This window comes from Paenibacillus sp. J31P13 (assembly GCF_056269295.1).
This window is the reverse complement of record NZ_JBWDNR010000006.1, coordinates 151236-175530: the sequence shown is the minus strand read 5'-3', so window position 1 is coordinate 175530 and position 24295 is coordinate 151236. Positions and strand designations below refer to the sequence as shown.

The 24295-nt window shown below is 42.7% G+C and carries 26 protein-coding genes; 7 read left to right on the top strand and 19 right to left on the bottom strand.

Annotated features, from left to right (window positions below; all coding sequences use genetic code 11):
- The first annotated feature begins 301 nt into the window (after positions 1-301).
- Positions 302-1453 (top strand): metallophosphoesterase, encoded by a 1152-nt coding sequence (locus tag AC0YOD_RS20560; RefSeq protein ID WP_475801197.1) that lies wholly within the window; start codon positions 302-304, stop codon positions 1451-1453.
- A 70-nt stretch (positions 1454-1523) separates the two neighbouring features.
- Here AC0YOD_RS20560 and AC0YOD_RS20555 read toward each other — a convergent pair whose 3' ends face one another.
- Positions 1524-2552: a GNAT family N-acetyltransferase gene (locus AC0YOD_RS20555; protein WP_475801196.1), complete on the bottom strand. Its 1029-nt coding sequence runs from the start codon at positions 2550-2552 to the stop codon at positions 1524-1526.
- A gap of 450 nt (positions 2553-3002) precedes the next feature.
- Between AC0YOD_RS20555 and AC0YOD_RS20550 the strand changes: the two genes are divergently transcribed.
- On the top strand, positions 3003-3752 hold the full coding sequence (locus AC0YOD_RS20550; RefSeq protein WP_475801195.1) for an MBL fold metallo-hydrolase: 750 nt from the start codon (positions 3003-3005) through the stop codon (positions 3750-3752).
- A 46-nt stretch (positions 3753-3798) separates the two neighbouring features.
- On the opposite strand, the gene AC0YOD_RS20545 is transcribed toward AC0YOD_RS20550, so the two are convergent.
- The 3 genes from AC0YOD_RS20545 to AC0YOD_RS20535 all read right to left on the bottom strand — a co-directional run bounded on the left by AC0YOD_RS20545 (position 3799) and on the right by AC0YOD_RS20535 (position 5554).
- Complete coding sequence (locus AC0YOD_RS20545; RefSeq protein WP_475801297.1) at positions 3799-4128, bottom strand: low molecular weight protein tyrosine phosphatase family protein; 330 nt, start codon at positions 4126-4128, stop codon at positions 3799-3801.
- Positions 4129-4146: 18 nt separating this feature from the next.
- A complete protein-coding gene (locus tag AC0YOD_RS20540) occupies positions 4147-4407 on the bottom strand; it encodes a DUF7667 family protein (RefSeq protein WP_475801194.1) in 261 nt (86 codons plus the stop codon).
- A gap of 79 nt (positions 4408-4486) precedes the next feature.
- Positions 4487-5554: a hypothetical protein gene (locus tag AC0YOD_RS20535; protein ID WP_475801193.1), complete on the bottom strand. Its 1068-nt coding sequence runs from the start codon at positions 5552-5554 to the stop codon at positions 4487-4489.
- A 167-nt stretch (positions 5555-5721) separates the two neighbouring features.
- On the opposite strand from AC0YOD_RS20535, the gene AC0YOD_RS20530 reads away from it, so the two are divergent.
- The gene (locus tag AC0YOD_RS20530) at positions 5722-6078 is read left to right on the top strand and encodes a hypothetical protein (protein ID WP_475801192.1); all 357 of its coding nucleotides are present in this window, start codon (positions 5722-5724) and stop codon (positions 6076-6078) included.
- A gap of 62 nt (positions 6079-6140) precedes the next feature.
- On the opposite strand, the gene AC0YOD_RS20525 is transcribed toward AC0YOD_RS20530, so the two are convergent.
- The 8 genes from AC0YOD_RS20525 to AC0YOD_RS20490 form a co-directional block, all read right to left on the bottom strand.
- Positions 6141-8084, bottom strand: coding sequence for an ABC transporter permease (locus tag AC0YOD_RS20525; protein WP_475801191.1), 1944 nt, complete (start codon positions 8082-8084; stop codon positions 6141-6143).
- Positions 8059-8835, bottom strand: coding sequence for an ABC transporter ATP-binding protein (locus AC0YOD_RS20520; RefSeq protein WP_475801190.1), 777 nt, complete (start codon positions 8833-8835; stop codon positions 8059-8061). The genes AC0YOD_RS20525 and AC0YOD_RS20520 overlap by 26 nt, the downstream gene beginning before the upstream one ends.
- Before the next feature lie 141 nt (positions 8836-8976).
- On the bottom strand, positions 8977-10065 hold the full coding sequence (locus AC0YOD_RS20515) for a sensor histidine kinase (RefSeq protein WP_475801189.1): 1089 nt from the start codon (positions 10063-10065) through the stop codon (positions 8977-8979).
- The gene (locus AC0YOD_RS20510) at positions 10062-10814 is read right to left on the bottom strand and encodes a response regulator (RefSeq protein WP_475801188.1); all 753 of its coding nucleotides are present in this window, start codon (positions 10812-10814) and stop codon (positions 10062-10064) included. The genes AC0YOD_RS20515 and AC0YOD_RS20510 overlap by 4 nt, the downstream gene beginning before the upstream one ends.
- 89 nt (positions 10815-10903) lie before the next feature.
- Positions 10904-11680 carry a formate/nitrite transporter family protein gene (locus AC0YOD_RS20505; protein WP_475801187.1) on the bottom strand — a complete coding sequence of 259 codons (777 nt, stop codon included), beginning with the start codon at positions 11678-11680 and terminating at the stop codon, positions 10904-10906.
- Between the two features lie 155 nt (positions 11681-11835).
- Positions 11836-12969, bottom strand: a complete 1134-nt coding sequence (locus tag AC0YOD_RS20500; protein WP_475801186.1) for a PAS domain-containing sensor histidine kinase — start codon at positions 12967-12969, stop codon at positions 11836-11838.
- Positions 12962-13618 (bottom strand): response regulator transcription factor, encoded by a 657-nt coding sequence (locus AC0YOD_RS20495; protein ID WP_475801185.1) that lies wholly within the window; start codon positions 13616-13618, stop codon positions 12962-12964. The genes AC0YOD_RS20500 and AC0YOD_RS20495 overlap by 8 nt, the downstream gene beginning before the upstream one ends.
- A 136-nt stretch (positions 13619-13754) precedes the next feature.
- On the bottom strand, positions 13755-14195 hold the full coding sequence (locus AC0YOD_RS20490; RefSeq protein ID WP_475801184.1) for a GAF domain-containing protein: 441 nt from the start codon (positions 14193-14195) through the stop codon (positions 13755-13757).
- A 321-nt stretch (positions 14196-14516) separates the two neighbouring features.
- Between AC0YOD_RS20490 and pflA the strand changes: the two genes are divergently transcribed.
- Positions 14517-15311 (top strand): pyruvate formate-lyase-activating protein, encoded by a 795-nt coding sequence (gene pflA, locus AC0YOD_RS20485; RefSeq protein ID WP_475801183.1) that lies wholly within the window; start codon positions 14517-14519, stop codon positions 15309-15311.
- A 420-nt stretch (positions 15312-15731) separates the two neighbouring features.
- Here the strand turns inward: pflA and AC0YOD_RS20480 are convergent, their stop codons facing one another.
- Complete coding sequence (locus AC0YOD_RS20480) at positions 15732-16094, bottom strand: HesB/IscA family protein (protein WP_475801182.1); 363 nt, start codon at positions 16092-16094, stop codon at positions 15732-15734.
- A gap of 273 nt (positions 16095-16367) precedes the next feature.
- Between AC0YOD_RS20480 and mqnE the strand changes: the two genes are divergently transcribed.
- Both mqnE and AC0YOD_RS20470 read left to right on the top strand, forming a co-directional pair.
- Positions 16368-17471 carry an aminofutalosine synthase MqnE gene (gene mqnE / locus AC0YOD_RS20475; protein ID WP_475801181.1) on the top strand — a complete coding sequence of 368 codons (1104 nt, stop codon included), beginning with the start codon at positions 16368-16370 and terminating at the stop codon, positions 17469-17471.
- Between the two features lie 65 nt (positions 17472-17536).
- Positions 17537-18604, top strand: coding sequence for an NAD(P)/FAD-dependent oxidoreductase (locus AC0YOD_RS20470; RefSeq protein WP_475801180.1), 1068 nt, complete (start codon positions 17537-17539; stop codon positions 18602-18604).
- 2 nt (positions 18605-18606) lie between these two features.
- Here AC0YOD_RS20470 and AC0YOD_RS20465 read toward each other — a convergent pair whose 3' ends face one another.
- Entirely contained in the window at positions 18607-18867 is a 261-nt protein-coding gene (locus tag AC0YOD_RS20465; protein ID WP_475801296.1) for a YuzB family protein, read from the bottom strand.
- A gap of 98 nt (positions 18868-18965) precedes the next feature.
- On the opposite strand from AC0YOD_RS20465, the gene AC0YOD_RS20460 reads away from it, so the two are divergent.
- Entirely contained in the window at positions 18966-19211 is a 246-nt protein-coding gene (locus AC0YOD_RS20460) for a NifU family protein (protein WP_054026871.1), read from the top strand.
- Positions 19212-19313: 102 nt separating this feature from the next.
- Here AC0YOD_RS20460 and AC0YOD_RS20455 read toward each other — a convergent pair whose 3' ends face one another.
- From AC0YOD_RS20455 to AC0YOD_RS20435, 5 genes are all read right to left on the bottom strand, one after another.
- Positions 19314-20093, bottom strand: coding sequence for an SDR family oxidoreductase (locus tag AC0YOD_RS20455; RefSeq protein ID WP_475801179.1), 780 nt, complete (start codon positions 20091-20093; stop codon positions 19314-19316).
- A gap of 20 nt (positions 20094-20113) precedes the next feature.
- Positions 20114-20938 carry a Cthe_2314 family HEPN domain-containing protein gene (locus AC0YOD_RS20450; protein WP_475801178.1) on the bottom strand — a complete coding sequence of 275 codons (825 nt, stop codon included), beginning with the start codon at positions 20936-20938 and terminating at the stop codon, positions 20114-20116.
- Positions 20939-20985: 47 nt separating this feature from the next.
- Positions 20986-21918 carry a COX15/CtaA family protein gene (locus tag AC0YOD_RS20445; RefSeq protein WP_475801177.1) on the bottom strand — a complete coding sequence of 311 codons (933 nt, stop codon included), beginning with the start codon at positions 21916-21918 and terminating at the stop codon, positions 20986-20988.
- Positions 21919-22163: 245 nt separating this feature from the next.
- A complete protein-coding gene (locus AC0YOD_RS20440; protein ID WP_475801176.1) occupies positions 22164-22511 on the bottom strand; it encodes a thioredoxin family protein in 348 nt (115 codons plus the stop codon).
- Positions 22512-22567: 56 nt separating this feature from the next.
- Positions 22568-24178, bottom strand: coding sequence for a copper amine oxidase N-terminal domain-containing protein (locus AC0YOD_RS20435; RefSeq protein ID WP_475801175.1), 1611 nt, complete (start codon positions 24176-24178; stop codon positions 22568-22570).
- Between the last annotated feature and the right edge of the window lie 117 nt (positions 24179-24295).

The window sequence follows — 24295 nt, the reverse complement described above, 5'->3', positions numbered from 1 at the left end:
ACTAATTCACTCGTTCAACAAATCATTTCAATTTAATTTCATCAAACGAAACTAATCATCCAAATCCAGTACCTTAGTCCATTCACCTCGTGTACATAAACAAAATAGCAGACTTCATTCTTTATTTATTTTGATTGTCTGCTATTTAATGTTTCTTATCTAATGCGATTGTCTACTATTTAACGTCTTTTATCAAATACAAAAGTCTATCAAATCAGTCTATTTGGCTGTGCTAAACGCGGTGTGATATAGTTAATTCAGCTTATTCGTAAGCACATTAAGGGTCAAGGAGCGTTGTTGAATGAATTTTAGATTTATTGGTATATTCTTCTCTATTCTTCTCGTATTCAGCGGCATTTCCTTTTATATTGGTTGGAACGGCTGGGTATTCCTATCTACTTTATTTGGATGGAGCAGCTCAACCATTTATGCGATTGTCATTGGCATCCTTTCTTTTGCTTATATTATAGGAAGATTAGCTTACTCTTCTCCGATCCGGCCGCTTGGTGAATTCATGAAGGTAATTGGTTCATATTGGTTTGCCGTGCTGGAATATTCCGTACTTATTTTGCCTCCTTCCGACTTGATTGCCCTTATCTTAAAAGCAGCTGGTGCTGATAAATCCGTATATATTATTGGTGTTGGAAGCATCGTTTTCCTCTTGATGGCGGCACTCCTTATTCGCGGATCATGGAATGCTTGGAGTCCTGTTATTCGAACGTACAGCGTGCAGGTTCCTAAACAAGCCGGCGGAATGAATAAGCTTCGCATTGCCATGGCCTCAGATCTACATTTGGGAAACATTGTAGGTAATCGTCATCTTGCACGATTGATTAATAAAGTGGAAGAAATCAAACCTGACCTGATCTTGCTCCCAGGCGACATATTGGACGATGATATCGAGCCTTTTATTCGCAAAAAAATGTCTGCCGTACTCGGAAAGCTGGAAGCACCGCTAGGCGTGTTCGCTGTAACTGGCAATCATGAGTATATCGGTAGAAAGGTTCCAGAATTCATTAAAGCTATGCAAGCGATTGGCATACATGTATTGATGGATGAATCCGTTCTAGTTAACGATAGCTTCTATCTTATCGGACGTAAGGATAAAGCATCCGCCGGCTTCGGTTCCGACAAAAGACAGTCCATACAAGAGCTTGTCTCTTCACTGGATCAAACTCGTCCTCTTATTATGCTTGACCATCAGCCATCTGACCTCACTAACGCATCAGAAAACGGAATCGACATTTCTGTATCTGGTCACACACATCGGGGTCAAATGATGCCAAATCATCTTATTACAAGAAAAATGTTCGAGCTGGATTGGGGTTATTTAAAAAAGGGCAATCTTCATGCCATCGTTTCCTCAGGCTTCGGCTCATGGGGCCCTCCGATTCGGATTGGGAGTCGTTCAGAGGTTATTCATATCGAAGTTGAGTTCGTAACATCCTCATAAAAAAAACGGCGATCGCAGCACCCATAGGGACTGTTATCGCCATTTTTTTAACTATCTCACAATCAGCATGCTAGCGCAAAACCTTTCTTAGAAACACATTCCCTTCCAAACCTGCACCATATACATCTGGCAGCGTTGCAACAGGCACAAAACCATTTTTTCCATAGAAAGCGATGACGTCATAGTCCTCCCCGTAAGTCATCATGAATAAACAGTAGACACCGCTAGCTCTTGCAGCCTGCTCTGCATGCCTCAGCAAGATCGAACCTATTCCAGCTCTTCTGCTTTGCTTGGCAACACCAATCTGCATAATTTCCCCTCTGGCCCCTAACGCTTCAATGCCTTCCGGTGCTTGCTCATGAAGAAGTGTCACGATGCCGGAATGTTCCTTATAAAAAGCATCCTCGTATACATAAAAGACAGCTCCCCTTGCATGGAGCGTTCTCATCCGATTTTGAAGCCAGTTCTCGTGATTTGGAATATTTCTATTTAGTTGTACATGTTCTATCTCAGCCAATAGATCAAGATAAGGCTCGATTTGCGAAATCTCAATCTCCTTGATCATAAAGCTCTCACGCTTTATCACAAAATAGTCGTATTCCATATCATCAGACAGTGTAACAAGACGCTGCTTAGTAAACCCTGCCTTCTGAGCGACCCTTCTCGATGCAATATTGAACGGCTTTACAATGGCAACAATTTGTTGCAAAGAGGATGTGTGAAAGACAAAGTTTAACATGCCAATTGCTGCTTCTGTCGTATACCCGCAATTCCGGTAATCCTTTGAAATCGCATAAGCAAGCTCTCTTTCCTCTGGAGCAAGCATATCATTGGGGAAAACACCACACCAACCGATCAGCTTCGCATCATCCTTATGTTCTACTGCCAGCAGAATGCGTACATCATCCGCGTTATAATTGTCATAGCTTGCTATAACGAAACGAAGAAATTCATTTAACTGTTCCAAGGTGACCTTCCAATCGGGAAGAATATCAGTTATCTCTTTTTGCTTCGTTAGCGCATGGAGATTCTCCATATCCTCAAGCGTAAATTTTCTTAGTCGAAGTGAAGCTGTTTCTATTGTCATGGTATGAGTCATTTATGAACACTCTCCTATATAGTTAGATGGGGTGAGAACAAAAAAACGGAGTACCCCAAATAGGCACTCCGCAGGTTATATAAGCCCGCATAGCACTTGTAATGGGTCAAAAGGGCACACGAATCCCGTCTTTGATAAAACGAGTCATTGCGCTGCTTCTAAATATCCATTACATAGTTGCTGGCATATAGTTTAAATTCCCCTCTCAAATAACTCCTTATAGATTACCATTCTTGAAATCCGTTGTAAATAATTATGGATATTTTTAAAAATAAAGGAAATGCTATTTCGATCAACATCCCTGCACATTGACTATTGACAAATAATTATTTTTGTGATATAATATTAAATTTTTCTATTTACTTCTCTTTTCTCTACTGCTAATATGTACTCAGCATTGCATTAGCAACGGTGCTGAAGAGCTATTCATCCGAATAACGGGGGGATAAAATGAACATTGCAAGAGGAATTAATATGCTGCCTATCTCGGCAGTCATGATGGGTCGTATGGAAACCATATATCCTGTATTGATATGGGACAATGATTCCGTTGTTTTAGTGGATACCGGATATCCTGGACAGCTTCCACTAATAAAGGAACAGGTGGAACGAGCGGGACTAACTCTTGATCAACTATCAAAAATCATTATTACGCATGGCGATATAGATCATATCGGCAGCTTGCCTGATCTATTAAAAGCAGTGCCCCTTAAGGTAGAGGTTCTAGCCAGTGAAATAGAAAAACCATTTATTGAAGGCCAGAAGAGGCCTTTAAAAATTACAGATGAATCCATCGAGCAAGCCGTAAAAGCGTTGCCGCCAGAAGTACCAGAACAATGGAAGGCATCCTTTCGCAAAGTACTGGAGCAGCCGCCATCAGCCCCTGTTGATACGATCATTGAAGACAAATTAGAGCTGTCCGATTGTGAAGGGATTATCGTGATCTCGACACCTGGTCATACACCTGGTCATATTAGTCTCTATCATAAAGCTAGCAAAACCTTAATTGCAGCCGATGCAATGAACGTCTTAAATGACCAGTTGACCCTGCCAACGCCAGAGTTATGCACGGATCCTGAACAAGCCAAACAATCGCTTAGGAATTTGCTAGCCTACGACATCGAGACCGTGGTCTGCTATCATGGTGGATTGCTTTCGGGTGGGATTACCGAGAGAATTAGAGCGTTAATCGAAGAATAGACTTACTCCATATCCATCTGCTAGAGCCTTGCGGTAATTCATACATCTACTTCTCAAGATCAATGTATTCTGAGACAGATGAGTGCAATAACTCTACTAAATCCTCCTCCATATACTTATAATCATCCGGTATATGGAGGCATATTATTTTCTTGTCCGTAAGAGCCTCGCTGAATTTATTTTGCATGCGTCTCACATGCTTTTTTTCCATCGCAAATATTAAATCTGCCCAACCGAGCATACCCGCAGACAGCTTTATTCGTGCTTGCTCCTCTGTACCTGCTGACCGTACCTCATGACCATTCACGCCTTGAAAGATCGTCTCTGCCGTGAGGCTTCTCCATTTATTTCGACTGCAAACAAATAATAATTTAATATGATTCTCTCCTTCATTCTATTGCTTCTCAAAAAACGACGGTCTCTCACAATAGTATAAATTTTCTATTTTATCAATTTCTGCAGACACCTCATGCAGCCAATCCCAATCCTTTGTCATACTCGCCATAAGTCCGAAATTATATTGGGCAGCGAGCTTTCGAGCATAAATAGCGTTCAGCTGCAGGCAACTGTTCATATCTGACAACTCATCTTCAGACAACGTTCTTTTTTGCTGCAGCAGCCACAGCTCTGCCAACCGCCAATGAATATTCAACATCCTTATCAGCCCGATTCATTTATAATTTCATTCATTGTCATTCTTACCCCTTTCATCATAAAATATAATTTCGAATTCGCTATAAAGTCTTAACTGCCTTCTTTGACAAGTTTCGAATTCTTTTGAAGACCACTATATTACATACGATTAAAAACACTCCAACTACTATATCCGTAAATCCAACAAAGATAGGGTTAAACGGATATCCTCCCATTTTCGTAATGTAATAGACCGTAAAGAACATAATCCCAATTGAACTGATCATGAGAATCCAACTCCTTCTCAGTAGGAGTGCCGCCCCTGAAGCAAGTGCCGTTACTATTAAAGTTGACAGCAGTATCAGTAAATTATGATCACTTTCTATATTTGTTGGGAAGAGGAGACGCCCAGGATTCGTATAAGAGAAGTACCATTCCTCCCCAGGCAGGCCCTTAAATAAGGCATGATATGTTGCAGGTCCTGTTTTCTCCATAGGCAAATTCGAATGAAAGCTTAGGTTAGGATTATTTAAAATGACTTCTAGCTCTACTTGCGGCTCACCTTCCCAAAACTTAGCAGGGGTAAGGTAATAAAGGCGCGAAAAGATAGTGCTGATAACCCCTTTGTCATACATCCCTCCAAATTCTGTATAGTGAATGTCAATTTGCTTTGTTTCATTTGGCTCGAATGACAAGAAGAATCGTGTTCCTGTCGTTTCATTGCGAGAATCCCCATACGAATATATACGCAGCTCCTTACCGCTTACAGGATCAGTAACTGTCATTTTGGTGCCGGCATGCCAGTTTAGCGTTTTTGCATCATTCGTCAAGCTTGATGGAATCCGCTTATCCCCCTCCATAACGGTTAGTACTTCCCTTGTAGGAGTAAGGAACAACACATCAATATCCTTCTGAAAATCATTATTGTTTTTCAGTTCATACCGAATCGATACATCCGCTTGACGATCATATCTACTGGCCTCTTTTTTTATCGTAAAAGAGACCTTCTCCCGAACTAAGCTCACATTCGTTCCCTCGTCTAGCCGCAGCAGTCCATGTCCGTCTGCCGGCTCATACATGGGTCCTCCATTTGCACTTATTGCTGTCGGGCCGAGCATGAATAATAGGATAACAACAGCGGATAGCGTCCGAAGTCTTCTAAGTATCATTCCAAACCCCTCATTTCTTGAATTGTATCTGTACAAAAGATACCTTAATCTTACAGGAATTGCCTGACAGCATCCATTCCAATTTCGTTAATGCTGAATTACCCATGTTTCATCCCATCTCAAACTCGTTTACTACTTAGTAACGCTAAAGATGAGGAGTGAGAGCAATGAGCGAGAAGCAACTCTATTACGTATCCGTATCCAGCAAAAAAATTGAGTATGGGCCTGATACCAATGAGCAATTGACGGTGACAGCAACAGTTGATGAGATCGATGAGCTGCAGCAGCTGCTTGATCAAGTTCAGCTTGATGATGAAAAAATACAGCTCCGAGCTCCTATTCCATTTAAATCGGCTGATCATGATGAGACGACTGATAAATATAATGAGGATATTATAAAGGTTTATGACGCCATATATGAGCTGGGAACCGATGAGACAAGAGCTCATATTCAAGAAATGAACATACTAAGGAAACTCCAAGATACCGACTATAACTACCCTGGCTATGATCGTAATGGATAAATAAAAGCAGCTCCCCATCCTAAACGATGAGGAGCTGCTTTTTAGTTGCCTATAGAAAGTTTCTATGCCGTTGCACCGCGCAGCATGCTTTTCATATAGCTGCTGCATGCTGCAATGAAGTAAATAAGCTGCATGGCAATATAAATGCCGATAACAACAAAGGAATAAATCCAGTTCGACGATTCCATCATATTATCGAGTGCCTTCATCGCGAACAGTGCATGGGAAATGCCGACGATGACGGGCACGAAAAATATGATGCCGATTTGAGTAACGACAATTTTTCGGATCTCTCCTTTTGTCATCCCAATCCGAGATAAAGCCTTAAATTGTGCTTGATCCTCTTGCAGCTCCGTAAAGAGCTTGAAGTATATCATACTGCCAGAGGCAATAAAAAACAGTAAGCTGATAAACAAGCCTATAAATAAGGTAAGTGAAACGACTTCTTTCATTGAATCATAGTCGGTTGCCCGTCGGAAATCGGTCTGCTCAAGAAGCTTCTCTGGTACTAAAGCTTTTATTTTCTCTACGGTACCAGATGAGCGTTCCCAATTACTTAGCTCAAATCCATACATAACGTTAAGCTTATCCTCAGGTACAGTTGAGAGCAGCTTCAAATAGGAGAAGTCATCCATGACGAATGTATAATAGTTGCTCTCAAGCCAGTTCATAACCACTGCATCAACGGTACTGCTAAGTCTAAGTTCCGTTGCCTTGCCATTTATACTTCCTTTAATTACACCATTCTTGGCGCCTGTTCCACCATAGGTTCGCATAGCCAGTGTTACCTTGCCATTCTCGGGCTGAATTACAGGCTGACCATTTTCCTTAGCCAGCTTGTTGTAATCTGTTGCTGAGATAATAATCGAACTCATATCATTGTGGTTCCTTTTATTTCCATTCGCTTCAATCGTGAAGTTGGTCATCTCGATTCCGGCTATTTTCGCTTCGCGAATGACAGGAAAGCCATCCTTCGCTGCGATGCGCTTTAGTTCCTCCGGATCTATAACGTGATGTGAATTTACGCCTTTCTCCATATATGCAAGAGAATAAGGAGAGTTTTGGAGCATGCTTTCTTTACTGCCGATTTGCATAATATATACGGTTCCAAGTGCAGTCATGACGACCGCGCTTAGGATAGACACCGTGAACAATATCCGCGCATTATCTTTAATTTTATAACCCAGTTGAGCAAAAACAATCATATTCGTACGTTTGTAATAAATAGAGGCTCTTTTCTGAATAAATCGTAGAAGAACAACACTTAGCTGTGTAAACAAGAAGTATGTGCCGATTACAACTGTAATTAATATAGGTAATGCAAACAAAACAAACGTCCCGCTATTCATTACAAAAGCCATACCATATGCAGCACCCAAACAAACAACGCCAACTACAACGAGCCAACGTGAGAATATAAGCTGTCCCTTAGGTTTACGTGAAGCCTTAAGCAAATCTATAATTTCGGTTTTTCCAATTCGAAGTGCGGTCCATATCGAGATAAGCATAAACAGTGCAAAGAAACCGCCTGCTGTAAGTCCTATCGCTTGCAATGGAGCTGCGAATGGAATGGTATCATTCATATTCAGAAGTACCGCCAATGCCATGAAGAAAAGCTTACTAAACAGCATCCCTAAACCAATACCTACTGCTATAGCAAGAATTGCAATGGCAGCATTCTCATAGATGACTAACTTTCTAAGCTGATTTCTTGTCATCCCAAACAAGGAGAATAAACCAAATTCCTGTTGCCTTGTTTTGAGAAATGCTGAATTTGAATAGAGCACGAACAGAAATGAGAAGATGACGATAAGGTATTCACAGAAAAGCATACCGCTTCTTATTTTAGATGCCGCCATAATGTGACCGCTCAATACGTCAGGATGTGCTAGAAATGCTGCATAAATGTAAAAGATCATGACAGAAAATACACTGCTGAAGAAAAACGCGCTGTACGACCGCCAATTGCCCCTAATATTACTAAGCGCGAGCGAACGGAACGTCATCGAAATTACCTCCCAGCACGCTGAGAGCGTCTAGTATCTGTTGGAAAAAAGCTTGGCGATTTGCACCGCGGCGGATTTCAGAGAAAAACTTCCCATCCTTGATAAAGACGATTCTCTGGCAATAGCTTGCTGAAAAAGGATCATGCGTAACCATAAGCACGGTGGCTTTGAAACGTTCATTCATATCCTTTAGGGAGTCCATAACATCCTTCGCTGATTTGGAATCCAAATTACCTGTGAGCTCATCCGCTAGTACAAGTGAAGGTTGATGAATAATCGCTCTCGCAATTGCAGCACGCTGCTTCTGTCCACCGGACACCTCATAAGTGCGCTTATTCAATATCGCTGTAATTTGCAGGAGCTCAGCAAGCGGAGTCAGCTTCTGCTCAATTTGTTTTGGAGAGAGTCCTTCCAGTACAAGTGGCAGAATGATATTTTCTTTGATAGACAATGTGTCCAGCAGGTTAAAATCCTGGAACACGAAGCCGAGTTCCCGTCGGCGGAACAAAGCCAGCTTTTTGTCCGTTAGCTTATTGGGATTAACACCGTTTATTTCAAGCTCTCCCGATGTCGGTCGATCGATCGTGGACAGCAGGTTAAGCAGTGTGGTCTTCCCGCTTCCTGACGGTCCCATGACTCCGACAAATTCTCCAGCCTCAACGTTTAATTCAATATCTTCAAGTGCTTTGTATGCCACATTTCCTTTACTGCTGTATATTTTGCCAAGCCCTTGTGCTTTAAGTACGCTCATTTATTTGTTCCCCCCAAATTTATCTGTCTTTCTTGTGATTAACCTTAGTATAAATCAGGGGAGACAACGAACCCATCGATTTTCCTTTCAATCATGACCGCTTATTCTTACAAAATTGTCACCTTGTCACCTAAGACATCATTAGTGATTTTCCTTGTCCTCTAAAAGGTGAATGCCCCGGGGTTGATACAACACCTTGAGCGTTGTACCCACTCCAATAACAGAGGATATGCTCAGTGTATGTCCTAATCGATTGCAAACCGTCTTTGCCAAATAAAGCCCCATGCCAGTTGACTCGCCTGCAGCTCGTCCGTTCTCTCCAGTGAAGAAAGGATCGAAGACGCGCGGAAGGTCATGCTCAGCAATACCTATCCCCTCATCCTCAACCTCCATGCTCGCGAAGCCATCCTCATTATATTGGAGAAGGAAGAGCAATTTTTTTGCCCCCGGCTTGCTTTTGCTATATTTTATCGCATTGCTGATAAATTGATTCAAGATGAACAACATCCACTTCTCATCCGTTTCCACCCAAGCCTCACCATCCACTTTAGGAAAAATGGAATGACGGATACATAGCTTTTTATGTGCATTAATTACCGTTCGAACAAGCTCATGCAGCGCAATCCGCTTCATATGAAGATCAATTTCAAACTTCTCAAGACGGGAGGTATAGAGCATCATCTCAAGTCCGCGTGTTAACCGGTCCGTTTCTTCCTGCACGCTCTGCACAAGCCCCTTATGCTCCTCATGCGTAGATGTCTTCTGCTGCAAAGCATCCTGTGCCAGCAAGTCAATAACGGATACCGGCGTCTTCATATGGTGAACCCATTGAAGTACAAAATGATTATGCATTTCCTGCTGACGACGATATTTACCAAGCTCATTCATATAGGCTCGGTGCTGCTCCTCCAGCATTTTGCCAACAAGCTGCTGCTCCTTCGTCACATAAGATTTCACGATAGTAGATGCCTGCAGCTCTTCTGAACGCTCAATAGCATCGATTAATTGCTTGAAATAAGCCCGCTGACGCAAATAATCAATAATAAGCGCTACTGCAAGTAAAAATACTGACAATATAATTAGGTAAAATACCGTTGCATTGTCAATCATACCTGGATATCTCTCTTGCTCAAGAGTCAGCAGACAGACAGCCAATGCGATGATAAGCAGTGTTACAAAAATAAACACCAAGCGATCCTTCAAAAACAATAACAACGATAGTCCTCTCATCGCCGTGCATCCTTATCTAATCCCGTCAGAATTAGCTTATAGCCTTGACCTCTAACTGTCTCAACAGCTTTTGGCAACCCAAGCCCCTCCAGCTTTTTACGAAGTCTAGTCACATTGACAGTCAGTGTATTATCATCAACAAACTGAACATCATCCCATAGAGCCTCAAGCAGCTGCTCTCTTGAAACCACCTCAAAGGGCGATTTCATCAAACATTCCGCTAAGAGCTGTTCATTTTTGGTCAGCTCTACCCGTACCCCTTGCCACTCCAGCTCGTTTCGATTCAGAAATAATCGTAACCCATGCGCAGATAACTCCCCATGTCCGTTGCCTGTTGCCTCACTCGATTCATTTAATAGTGACGGTGCTGCTGCAGGCGCATACTCACCATATGTACGGCGAAGAATCCCTTTCACTTTCGCCATCAGCAAATCCAAATGAATCGGCTTCGTTATGTAATCATCGCCACCGTTCTCAATCGCCATCACTTGATCCATCTCCCCTGCCCTTGCAGAGATAAAGATGATTGGAACACTAGAGCGTGCGCGTATTTGCCTGCACCAATAATAGCCATCAAAGTATGGCAAATTAATATCCAACAGGACTAATTGCGGTCCAAACGCCTCTAGCTCCGGCAGTATTTCACGGAACTGTGAGGCTGTTTCCGCCACAAAGCCGTATTTCTCCATATTGCTCTTCAAAATCGCAGCGATCTTATCGTCGTCCTCCACGATGAATATTCGATACATGAATTTGTCCTCCTTAAGGTTTTCGTAGAAAACCTACTCCGTAAGCATAAGCTAAGGTTTTCGTAGAAAACCTACTTCGTAAGCATAAGCTAAGGTTTGCGAATAGGCGTAATAACCCAATAGAAAAAACCTACAAACAAGGCTCCGCCAACCATATTGCCTAACGTAACGGGAATCATATTATGAAACCATCCTGCAATTGTAATGGTCTCTGGATGCGGCAGCAATAGGGCAAGACCAAGAACCGTCATATTTGCAACACAATGCTCATAGCCCGATGCAATGAAAGCAAACAACATCCAGAAAATAAGGATAAGCTTTGCGGTGTCTTCCTTTGCTCGAAGAGATGTCCAGATGGCCAGACATACAAGCCAATTACACATAATGCCGCGAAAGAAAAGCTGCATGGTATCTATATTCATTTTTTTAGCTGCTGAAGTAAACAACTGATGGTCTGGTTTTATGTCGGCAAATAAGCCTGTCCCTATAATAAGCAGGCATAACCCCATAGCGCCAACAAGATTACCGAAATAAGACCATACCCAATTTTGTAACGTATCCTTCCATGACGTTGCTTTGGCTAGCGTACTCACCGTAAATATCATGTTATTGCCGGTAAACAGCTCTGCTCCTCCAAATATAACTAAGGTTAATGCAATCCCAAAAGATAAGCCCATTACAAGTGAGGTAACTGGAGAATGAGAAGCAGCTAGGGCGCCGCCGATTGTGAAAATAAGAATAATCCCAATGCCTACGTAAGCGCCTGCCAAGCCTGCAGACAATAAATAACGGCCTTTGCTCTCATTAAATAATGCTTTTCTAGCCAAAGCTGATTTTACAACTAATTCTAGTGTGTCTCGAAACATGAAGTAACTCTCCTTTTTCCCCTAACTATTCATCATGTGAATGTAACGTCCCGATCTATGGTCAAAAAAAAGAAGACGACAGAAGCCTGATAGCACAAGGCTGCTTACATCTTCTACATGATATTCTAATTATTTATAAGATTATTTATAAAATTTTAATAAGAGCTTACTCCTATTTGATTTCCCTTTGGAACGACAAATCGAACAACGGTACCGTTGTCTTGACTTGATATCAGTTCTAAATGTCCGCCTACACTGCGCGCTCTCTCTTCCATACTAAACAAACCAACGCCGCGTTGAATGCGATCCAGATTAAAGCCTTGGCCGCGATCCGTTACTCGGACCTCAACTTCCTCCGCTCTCTCCTCCATCACAACCTCAGCCTCAGCAACATCCGCGTACTTTGCAATATTCGTCAAAGCCTCTTGAATGACCCGATAAATGGCTGTCTCCTTATGTATGCCGAGTCTGCTCTTAAGGCCGCACTCCAGCTTCAGCTGTATCCCGAAGTGCTGTGAATAGTTTTCCGCATAGGTTCGAATAGCAGGAACTACGCCAAGGTCATCTAGAACGGAAGGACGAATCTCCCAAGCGAGGCCGCGAATATCCTCCATCATTCCTGACACATCAGCGCGGATAGCATTCAGCTCAGCAAGCTCACTATGATCACCGATTAAACGGTCCATCTTAATCAACAAGGAAAATAAACTTTGACCAATACCGTCATGCAGCTCCCTAGAAATCCGCTTCCGCTCATCCTCTTGGATTTCGATAACCTTAACCATCATTTCCTTCAGTTCCTGCTCCGCCCGCTTCCTCTGCGTCACTTCACTACGAATAGCCAAATACTGGTAAGGATCCTCGTTCTCGTTTAAGAAAGGGACAATTGTCGTGCTTACCCAGTAGAAGCTGCCGTCCTTCGCACGATTCTTAATCTCTCCTCGCCATACCTCACCGGAAGAGATGACGCGCCAAAGCTCGCGAAAGAACTGGGATCCATGGTGACCTGAGTTAATAATTCGGTGATCCTTACCCATTAATTCCTCGCGGCTGTACTTGGATATTTCGCAAAATTTATCATTGACGTACTGGATTTTCCCCTTCGTATCCGTAACAGCAACGATGGAAGACTCATCGAGCGCAAACTTCACGTCAGCAAGCTGCTTTAGGGATTGATTGACTTGAGCAAGCATCTGCTTATCATCAATTTGCCCCTCTAGAACCGTCAGTAAATAATCAACGTCTGCTCCGATAATTTGACGAAACTTTTCGTTTGTTCCATTATTCAAATGTGAGCAGCCCCTTCTTCAATGCGAACTTAATCAGCTCTGGCCGAGTTCTAAGTCCCAATTTATCCATCAGGTGGCTTTTATGCGTTTCTACCGTTTTCACGCTTATGATAAGGTTTTCTGCAATTTCTTTGTTGGAATAGCCCTTAGCGATCCAGCCTAAAATTTCTTTCTCCCGTTCCGACAGCGTTTCATAAGGACCGCTTTCCTCGCCGCCCTGCTTCATTCTTACGAGATACTCGCTCATTAAACGTTTCGTAGCCGTTGGATATAAATAGGCATTGCCTTGCGCGACCGATTGAATAGCAGACAGCAGCTCATCATGAGGCGCGTTTTTCAAAATATATCCGGATGCTCCTATATGTATCGCTCGAAATAAATATTCGTCATCGTCATGCATGGTCAATATGAGGACAGCAGTATTCGGCAGCAGTTTCTTCAGCTCTGTCGTTGCCGTCATTCCATCCTTGCCATGGGGCATACTGAGATCCATCAGTACGACATCAGGAAGCAGCCGCTGCGACATTTCGATTGCCTCATCGCCTTCTGATGCCTCTCCCACCACTTCAATGTCGTGTTTGCCGTTTAACAGCAAAGCAAGGCCTGATCTGACCACTGCATGATCATCACAAATTAATAGCTTTATCATGTACTTCTCCCTTCACCTGTCATTCCCATCCCTTTCATTTCTATAAAAATGGATGTTGCTTCCTCATATTATAGCTTACTTTTATGCTCAGATGGACTTATTGAAATAAAAATGATACCACTCCAGCAAAATAATGCTAGCCCCTCTGTCCCATCTCCTCTGCTAGCTGCTTCGTTAGCATGACCGCGCACTCCAGCTCATCCGCCTGATAAGCTTGAAGTGATCGTCTGCCCAGCAAAATAACGCCCGTAATGCCTTCACTTGTTTCTATAGGAACGCTTACAGCAATAAGAAGCTGCTCCGCGAGTAAGATTGGTTCTCCCAGCTTAAATCGTTCAGCATCCGTCATTGCGGCGCTTGTACTGGCAGGTCTGCCTGAGCGAATAGCCGCCCCGGATATGCCGGCACTCGGCTTTTGCTCAACTAACAGCGTGCGTTTACTAATACTACCCCATGCGTGTGACCAGCGCAGCTTTCTTATATTGGTATCGATCAAGCCGAGTCCCGCGAAATCACTGTCAGTCTCCAATCTAATCCGCTCTATGCCGGCAGCGATTCCCTCTTCGGTCGTCTTCATCGTCGTTCCTCCTTCATTATTCAGCTTCCAAGCAGTTCATAGCTATCCATAGCTTTCTGATGCCTTGCAAGATAGTTCCGTTCATTTTCATTAACTCTGAATTTAATTATAAAACGATCTGGAAAGTTTGTATGTCAGGGAATTCCCTGAATTAACGCATAGGATTCCCTATTTATGGAACGCGCCTATTCTAAACCGAAAATTCAGGGCTTTCTCCTTTAATAATCAGGAGATTCCCTGATTATTAAGGGAGAACAGGAGCAGTATGATAGTTATATACGACTTTTTAAATACATTCAATTACGAAATGGAGGTAACATAATGAGCACTCGCGGGCAAAAAATGACTGATTCAAGCGTCGAAGGACGTTTTATATCATTTGATACCCATGGCGCCATGAACGGTCCCGGCAGCCGCTTTGTCCTATCCATGCAAGGCTGTTCCCTTCGCTGCAAGTTTTGCCCTAACCCTGATTCTTGGAGTATGTCTGGGGGGAACGTAACCAGCGTAGAGGACATCCTTTCAGAGATTGAACCCTTCGTCAGCTATTACAAAAGCTCCGGAGGAGGCATTACGGTTACAGGTGGTGAACCCACTCTTCAAGCTCCTTTCGTTGCTGCCCTCTTTCGAGAAGCCAAGCGAAGATTCGGACTACATACGGTCTTGGAAACGTCAGGCTTTTGCAAAACTTCTTCACTAGATGCAAGCAGACTGCTTGATGCAACCGATCTTGTAGTGCTTGACCTGAAGCAGATTAATGAAGAGCGTCATCAATCCATTACGACACAATCCAATAAACAGATCATCCGTTTTGCTTGCCATCTATCCAATTTGGGACAAAAAATGTGGATTCGGCATGTCCTTGTTCCGGGTGAAACCGACTTCTATCAGGATCTAGTGGAGCTTGGCCAATTTATGAGCACACTTGATAATGTAGAGAAACTCGAAATTTTCCCCTATCATGGATTACGCATCAATAAATGGCAGCCACTCAAGCATCCGTATACTTTCCAGCATGTGCCTACTCCTACGGAGAATGACATCGAACGAGCTTATCGTTTAGTTGAAGCAGGGCGCAAGGAACTTGAAGAGTATGAGAAAAATGCCTATAAATAAAAAAATCTAAAATGACGATGTATAACCCTGAAAAATTTTGTCCATTATAATAGGGATGGTGTGAAGAGAGGTGTGGTTCCGTTGGACCATTTGGTGCTAGGACTGCAGGAGGAATTAATTTAACCACTAAGCTAACCGAAAGCGAGGGGTTGTGTCGCAGAGTACTTCTGAACACACTCGCCTAGTAACGATCCATTAAAACGGATTGCGAACAAGCGGTGCCCAAGTTATTCAAATTATGTGAAGTGTGATATTTTAGAAACTCAACGATCAAACACCATCGAGAAAGAGCCCCTAACAGGGCTCTTTTTTCATTGCATGTCATTTCAATTCCAATAACCAAATAAAAAGCCTTCTACTGCAGATAAATGTTCATTTACCTGCAGCAGAAGGCTTAATCTATTTATGCCTATTTGAATTTTAGCACTCGCCAGCAGCAGCTGGTTTACCCGCAGCCGTAGCTGTGCGGAATGATGATCCACAGCCGCATGTTGCGCTTGCGTTAGGATTTTCGATCGTAAAGCCTCCGCCCATTGCGGACTCCTTAAAATCAATGACTAGACCGTTCAAAAGCGGTATGCTTTTTTCATCCACCACTACTTTAAGTCCATCCATTTCAAGCGTTTTGTCGCCTTCAACTTCCTCATCATCGAAGCCCATACCGTATGAGAAACCGCTGCAGCCGCCTTCCTTCACGCCAAGACGAAGAAATAGATCTGGCGTTCCTTCCTCGAGAAGCATTTCTTTTATTTTTTCAGATGCAATATCACTGATTGTGATCATGCGACATCCCTCCGTTTATGTGTCTATTCATACTTATCTTTCCTTGCAGGTTCACTTACTTATTTGTAGTATACTCTTATTTGATGACTAGCTCAAGAGAAGTGTGCCCATTCTAATTATTGCATCATTCAAGTTCGATTTAAGTTACATACAAGATCATCCAATCAGTTTTAAGTTGCCCCTACTACGTAAGAGGTTTATAATAGTTACAGTTTCTTAGACGGTAAATAAAGTTATTTTTTTCACAAAGTATATTCTAAAGGAGGCTTTACCATGAACATCGTTATCCCTACTGAAGATAAACAAATGCAACAGATTATAGAAAAAGTTCGTCATGGTCAGCGTTTATCGTTAGAAGATGGCGTTTTTTTATATCAATCCGATGACTTGCTTACTATTGGACAACTAGCTAATGAAGTTGCTATGCGCAAAAATGGTAAAAAGGTTTATTTTATTGAAAACATGAGTCTTTACTTCACTAATGTTTGCGAAGCACATTGCGCTTTCTGTAATTTCCGTAAAGATGAAGGCGAAGAAGGCTCCTATACGCTTAGCGGCCAAGAAATGATTGAATACGTTGAGCAGCATTTTCATCCCGGTGTCCGTGAGTTCCACATCGTCGGCGGACATAATACCAACGTACCTTTTCAATACTACGTGGACTCCCTTAGCGCACTGAAAGCTCGGTTCCCTGAGGTTACACTAAAAGCTTACACGGCAGCAGAAATTGATTTCTTCTCCCGCATTAGCGGACTTACTTATCGCGAAGTGCTGCAAGAGCTTATGAAAGCAGGTCTGCAATCCTTAACTGGCGGCGGAGCCGAAATCTTATCCGATCAATACCGTAAAAAAATGCGTGTAGAGAAAGCGGATGTAACACAATACTTAGAGGTGCATCGCACAGCGCATGAGCTTGGTCTACGCACTCATACAACGATGTTATACGGCTCCATTGAGTCCAAAGAGGATCGGATTCGTCACTTGATCCATCTTCGTGAGCTTCAGGATGAAACGAACGGTTTCCTTGTGTTCATTCCGTTATCCATGCAGCCTATTAACCCAAGAGCTGGCATACGTCGCCGCAATTCGGCATTCGAGGATTTGAAAACCATTGCCATTAGCCGTCTAATGCTTGATAACTTCCAACACATCAAAGCTTATTTCATTAACATCGGCGTACAGCTAACCCAAGTCGCACTAACAATGGGCGCATCAGATGCACACGGAACAATTGTAAAAGAAAAAATCAGCCACGCTGCCGGGGCACTCACTCCAGAAGGCATTACTCGCGAGGATCTGATATGGTTAATTAAAGGCGCAGGTCGCATTCCTGTTGAACGTGATACCTTCTATAATGAAATTAAAGTATACGAGTAAACAACATGCAGAGCGCACATTATAAAATAATCATCTAGAAGCGTTGAAGTGGAGTTGAAAATAAGATGAGAAATCTTGTTATTTTGGGTGGAGGCTATGGCGGACTCGCCATAGCTAATGAACTTATAGAAAAGCAAATACCTCTTGATGTATCTATTGTTTTAATCGACCGCATGCCTTTCCAAGGCTTAAAAACGGAATATTACGCGCTTGCTGCCGGCACTGTCTCTGATTTGGAGCTTCGGGTGAAATTCCCGGTTGATCCAAGAGTCAGCCTTACTTATGGAGAAATATCCGATGTTGATATGGAGGGTAAGCTTGTCCATCTTGCAGGACAAGATCCTATTCCTTATGAATGGCTTGTAATCGGCCTTGGTTGTACGGATAAATATCATGGTATCGAAGGTGCAGAGCAATATTCAACAAGCATACAATCATTTTCTGCAGCTAGACAAACGTATGCCCTGTTAAATGATGTAAAACCTTATGGACAAGTCTCCATCGTTGGAGGCGGCTTGAGCGGTGTAGAGGTTGCAGCCGAATTGCGTGAAAGTCGTCCTGACCTGAACATTCGTATTTTGGATCGCGGTGCAAGTGTTCTCTCTGCTTTTCCAGGCAGATTGCAGGCATTTGTAGCGGAATGGTTTAAGGAGCATAACGTAGAAATGCGGGGGAAAGTCGGCTTAACAAAGCTGGAGGGCGGCATTTTGCATGATGGCAATTCCACAGCTCCTATTTATACTGATGCCACAGTATGGACGGCTGGGATTCAACCAGTAGAGCTTGTCCAACGTATGGATCTGCCGAAGGATAATCAAGGCAGACTTATCATCAACGAATATCATCAATTGCCAGATCATAACGATGTTTTTATCGTAGGAGACTGCGCGGCATTGCCGTTTTCACCAAGCGGCCAAGCAGCCGGAGCCCAAGGAAAACAAATTGCAGAAGTCATGCAAGCAATCTGGCATAATAAAACTCCGCGTTTGGGCAAAATAAAGCTGAAGGGCGTACTTGGCTCGCTCGGCAAAAAAAGCGGATTTGGTGTTATGGGCGGTACAGCTATCATGGGTCGTGTGCCAAGACTCGTTAAGAGCGGTGTGCTATGGCGCTCTAAGCGTCACCTAGGTTAACCTTATAAATCATCAAGAAGCTTATCAAGGGCTTCGCTGTCGGCCTTCTGTTGCTCTAGCTCTTTTAAAATTTGTTCTTGGAGCTCGTCAACAGATTCGGCAGCCACAATTTTTCCTTCTACAAGCGCAAAAGGGAATAAGTAGCATTCGCCGCAGTTGCCGAGACAACCGTACTCTATTACTTCAAAGGCATCATCTTCTTCAAATAATTTCATTATTCGATCTGTCCCATGATGCATATTGCTTGCACAAAACTCGATCATTGGTTTAAACATTTTGCTTCACCTATCTTTACTCAGTTACTATCCATTTTCAATTGTCTCACTTTGTACTATAATAGGTTAGAAAGGAGATGATTGCAATGAGTGAACAAGTACAAGACACAATGTATGATGAAGTGTTGGACGTATTGGATAAGCTTCGCCCATTTTTACAACGTGACGGCGGCGACGTGGAATTGGTTGATGTCGAAGGCGGCATCATCAAGCTTCGTCTAATGGGTGCATGCGGAAGCTGCCCAAGTTCGACAATCACGCTTAAAGCGGGTATCGAACGTGCACTTCTTGAAGAAGTTGAAGGTGTAATTGAAGTCGTTCAAGTATTCTAAAAATATAAGAACGCATGATTGAACCTTTACGCTAGAATGACAAAGAGTCTTATCGACGGCTTGATCTCGATAAGACTCTTTTTTTTTATTACTAGAAAAGGATTACATCCCTTTTATGTTCGCCACGATCGGATCAAAGCCGCCTGTTACATCGATTACATTGCCCGTCAAAAAATTAGATTTCATCCCGCAAAGGAAGAGCACGACACGCGCAACATCCTCACCAGCGCCTGGGCGGCCAATTGGTGATTCTGAATCATAATCGCTTTCGACCTCTTCGATAGAGCGTTCCTTATTCATACCGCGAATATCGCCAGGACCGATCAAATTAACCGTTACACCGTAAGGTGCTTCCTCTACTGCCAGTGACTTCGTAAAGGATACAAGTCCTGTCTTGGCCGCTGCATACACCGTTCGATGAGGCCAAGCTCTTGCTTCTCCTGCATGACCAAAGCCAAAGTGAATAATACGTCCCCATTTACGCTCCCGCATTCCTGGAAGCAAGCGATGGTCCAACAGCATAACACCTAATAGATTGCCATTTAATAGCCGGATAATAGTTTCTTCGTCGTACTCACTGAACAAGGTACGCTTACGCACGAATGGACCAGCATTGTTGATCAAGATATCAACGCCGCCTGCCCAGCTCTCCGCCTCATCAGCAAGCTTCTCCACGCCTTGAACGGTTGCAATATCTGCTTGAACGGTTAACGCTTTCAATCCCATATGTTCAATCTGTCTCTTCACTTGCAGCGCTTCTAGCTCACTCTCATAGTAATTAATAATGACATTGCAGCCTTGCTCAGCAAGCTGAAGGGCCGTTCGTTTACCCAAACCCTTCGCGCTCCCTGTGACCAATGCTGTTTTCCCTTTAAACTCCATGAGTTTTCCCCACTCTCGGATTATGGTTGCTTCTTTCGCATTAATCCGCATGCGTATTGAAAGGTAAGCAGCAGTGATTCTATAGCAAAGTATAACCCCTGCGTTAGATCAGCCGATTGCTCTGCTATATTTTCCAGCGGCACCTCTACCCCATACATACGGCTGCTTTGAATTAAATCGTCCTGCATCTCTGAGTTCATGTAGTGAATTTCTGTATTTCTCCGTTTGCGAAGCCGATTCGTTGCTTCTTTGTATTTTTCTTTTACATCATTCAGCTTCCAGGTCAATTCAGGATGCGCTTTTTTCTCCCGCATATTTCGGAGCACGGTAAAATATGAGAAATGTGGTTTTATCCGCTCCGTTTCCATGTCGAGAAGAACATTAAGCAATGTACCCAGCTTATCCAGTAAAGAAAATACGCGAATAAAAGAATTTTTATCAAAGTATATATACCGATTATAATTGATTCGTTCCGCTTCTGTCATTTGTGAAACAGTAGTGGAGGTTATTTTATGTTGAAACTTCAATGCCGCATAATGGCTTTGCTCCAGCTCATCAAGGGAGGAATGAAGACCAAGCGTCCAAATTTCATATTTACGCAGCTTATAATCATTTTCTCCGCCTGTTCCCATTTTCTTGGACATGATGGAAATAAACTGTTCCATTTCACGAAACGTTTCTGCCAGGGTTCCTTCCGCTTCTCTCTGAGGCTCATCAAACAGGAATCGCAGCATCTTTGAACAGTCCTTTCTACTTCGAAATAGGCTCGATCCTTTAGCTTTCCCTAACGGCAGCTCCATAATTAGCGGACTGCCATCTCCCTGCAGGCTTATAATAGCAGACAAACCTGCAAACGGGAATACCGTTTTGCAGGTTTGTCTTATTTAAAAATCTATTTTTTTCCATGACCTGCCCGTAAGCGCCATGAACGAACCAACATGTCCATTAATAGTCCAAACAAACCCGTAACAATTAAATTATGCAATAAATTAGTGAATAAGAAAAGATTATCATTCGTAATGGTTAATGTAAGCCAAGCACCACTAAATATTTGCGTAATGACTAGTCCAAGTGTCCAAGCTGCCGGCTTCGTAAGTCCTTTTCCAGCACCGCTTACTTTCCGAATATGAAGGAATAATCCTGCGATTGAAATACCGAGTAACAGAGCAGCAACGCGGTGTAGGAATACAATACCTGTCGCACCGCTAATTTCGGGAACAACCTCACCGTTACAAAGCGGCCAACCTAGACAGCCCCCGCCAGAATCAGTATGCCGAATAAATGCGCCTAAATAAACAACCACGTAACTGTAGATAGCCGTTAAGAGAACGCGAGGGAAAACAGATCTCGGTACTTCGAATACTGCTGGAGGTCCATTTTTAGCTCGAAATGTCCAAATGACAAGCAGTAGGGTAGCAGCAAATGCCATCAATGATATACCGAAATGGATAGCCATTATAGGCGGAGATTGCGGCCACATGACGGCGGCGGCCCCCATCAAAGCTTGAATAATGGTAAACAATAATGCGCCACCTGCATAAAACAGCGGCTCTTTAAAACCATCTTGGTCTTTCCGATATCTTTTGAACATCAATACTGCAGTAGCAAGTACAAGCAAACCTTCAAATCCAGTCACAAGCCGATGTGAGTATTCAATCATCGATTCCACGGTGTAAGCAGGTACAAATTTGCCGTTGCATAATGGCCAATCATCCCCGCAGCCGCGCCCAGAATCTGTATTCGTGACCAGTGCCCCGCCGAGCAGTACAAGAAGCATTCCGATGCACGCTGCAATGGCTAACGTGCGAAAACGCCCGGTTATCATAATACAATCACCTTTTTTCAAATATTATATTTTTTTATGAATACGCAAAGTTAGATCCTTTGTGAATTTAATAACAATTCAATTATAGCTATAAAAAAGAGCAAAAGCCATGTTGAAAATGTGACACTTCAAGCTACAAGCTTGTAATAAAAAAGGAAAGTCCGCCCTGAAAGGAGAGAATTTTCTCTCCAAGCAGTGCGAACTTTTCATACTGTCGTTCTTTTAGTCATACCTATCTTATTTCTTTAAGTGCGGCTCAGCTCATCGCTAATTTCAAGCGCACGATCCACATACTGTTCGATTTCCTCACGCGTTTTACGCAGTTTGCTCACAAACCGTGCTAGTTCCTGACTCTTACGGAACGCAATAAAGCTTGGTATTCCCAATATATTCAGTTCAGAGCAAAGATCAGGAAGGTCATCACGATCGATTTCCACGAAAGTTACTCGTCCCTCATATTGACGCTCCAGATCAGGCATAAATGGATTTATAAAATGACAATCTTTACACCATGTTGTCTTGAATACGGCTATTGTCAGTTCCTCACTGGCTACAGCCTCGCGAAACTCAGCATCTGTAATCAATTTTCTCATTTTTGCACCCCTAATTAATTGTATCATAAGTGCTAGTTGCTTGTTTACACTAATTCTTATACTTCCCGTTCTAGTTCAAAAACTTTCACATCATCGTAATATTCCATATCAGACCAGCTAATCTTTGCTCCGAGTACTTTCGCAAAGTCACGTGCCGGAATATAGGCTGCACCTTCAACCACGATTATAGGGAAGGATAATTTCACCGCTTTTCCATTAACAGTAGCTGAATCACTTCCGATCTTTACGATCATTGTATTATTCGTTGCTTCATCGATAATTTTTAAGCTCTTCGTCTTAGCGTCATAAATCAATTCTGCGCCAAGCTCTTCCACCGTATCGCGAAGCGGAATAATGGTTATTCCGTTAGCCGTTACAATAGGAGGATTATAATAATCATCCGAATACCAAACAATAGATTGTTTATTGATGTGCAACTTGTTTTTTAATAGATCATAAATCGTTGACTTCTCATCGAATTTCTTCAATACTTGGAAGCCTTGCATAGAAACCAGCTGCTCAATAGGGAAATCCTCTTTTGATGCAACGGGAGCATCTGCCTTAACGGTGCCATTGATATTCCAAGATTCATTTTCTACTTTGATTGTTACACCCTTCAGCGGCATATCTTCAGGGTCTATATCTTCGCTAATTGCATAGGAAAGCTCAAAGGCTTGCTTACGAATATCAAGCTTGCTGTCGACATAGAGATCAGCCTTGATCGTTAGCTGTTCATTAAATACTTCATTAATACTATCCAGATCCTCAGCTTCTATCTCTTTTAGATCAGATTGCAAGCCCTCAAGCATGCTTGCGATCTCATCTGCTGCTTCCTTCACCATTTCTTCTGTTGTAGGCTGGTCTAAACCTCCGGATTCATTAGGAATAACCATACCCGCCGCTTCCCATACATCCGGATTAGCAGATAGAATTTGAAGTACGCCCGTCAGCATTTTATCAAGACCTGCACGATCAGCTACAAGAGCATCCACGTATTTTTTAAACAAACCCCAAATTTCCTTGCCGTTCAAATCAACATGTACATGCATAAGGGAGGTGTTAACTCCATTAATGGCAGCAACGGTCGGGTTGACCACAATACGATCTGGATTCGGTAAGTTATTGATAACATAGCTTCCAACTGTATCAAGCATTTGGTGGCCTATCGCGGTTAAAGTAGCCTCATCAACCACTTTAACTGGCGCTTCTTCTTCCTCCGCTTCAAATCCGTAGTACATATTAAGCAAGGACTCGCCAGTCATATCAATAACAAATGGCTGTTTGGCTCCTTCAATATCTAATGTCGCTAATTGATCTGATAGTTTTAAACCAAATTTTATACTCGTATTTTCGCCAAATACAAGCTTACCGTCCAGAGACATATGATTGCTGTCTTGTGTCTTAACACTATCAAGCTGCAGCTTCATGCTGGACAACAGCTTCATAAGAGCAATCTCTTCCTCAGGCAACCCCGCGTAAGCAGATTCATCCACTTGAAGCTTCAATTCTAGGGACCCCTTGCTCTCACTGGAGTTTACCTTAAGTGCCCCTTTAAGAACCGAATTAAAGTCAACATTTGAAACCGATTGGCACCCCGCAACAAATACAAGCGTAAAAATAATCAAAAGTGCTACGAACTTACTTGGTTTTCCGAAATTTCTCAGCATCAAGGCTTCTCCCTTATAAACGAATTTATCATTCGAACAAACTCTACTAATTGTACAGGGATCTTATAATCTTGTAAATGTTTGGTAATGACTAGTTTTGTCGAAATGATATAATTA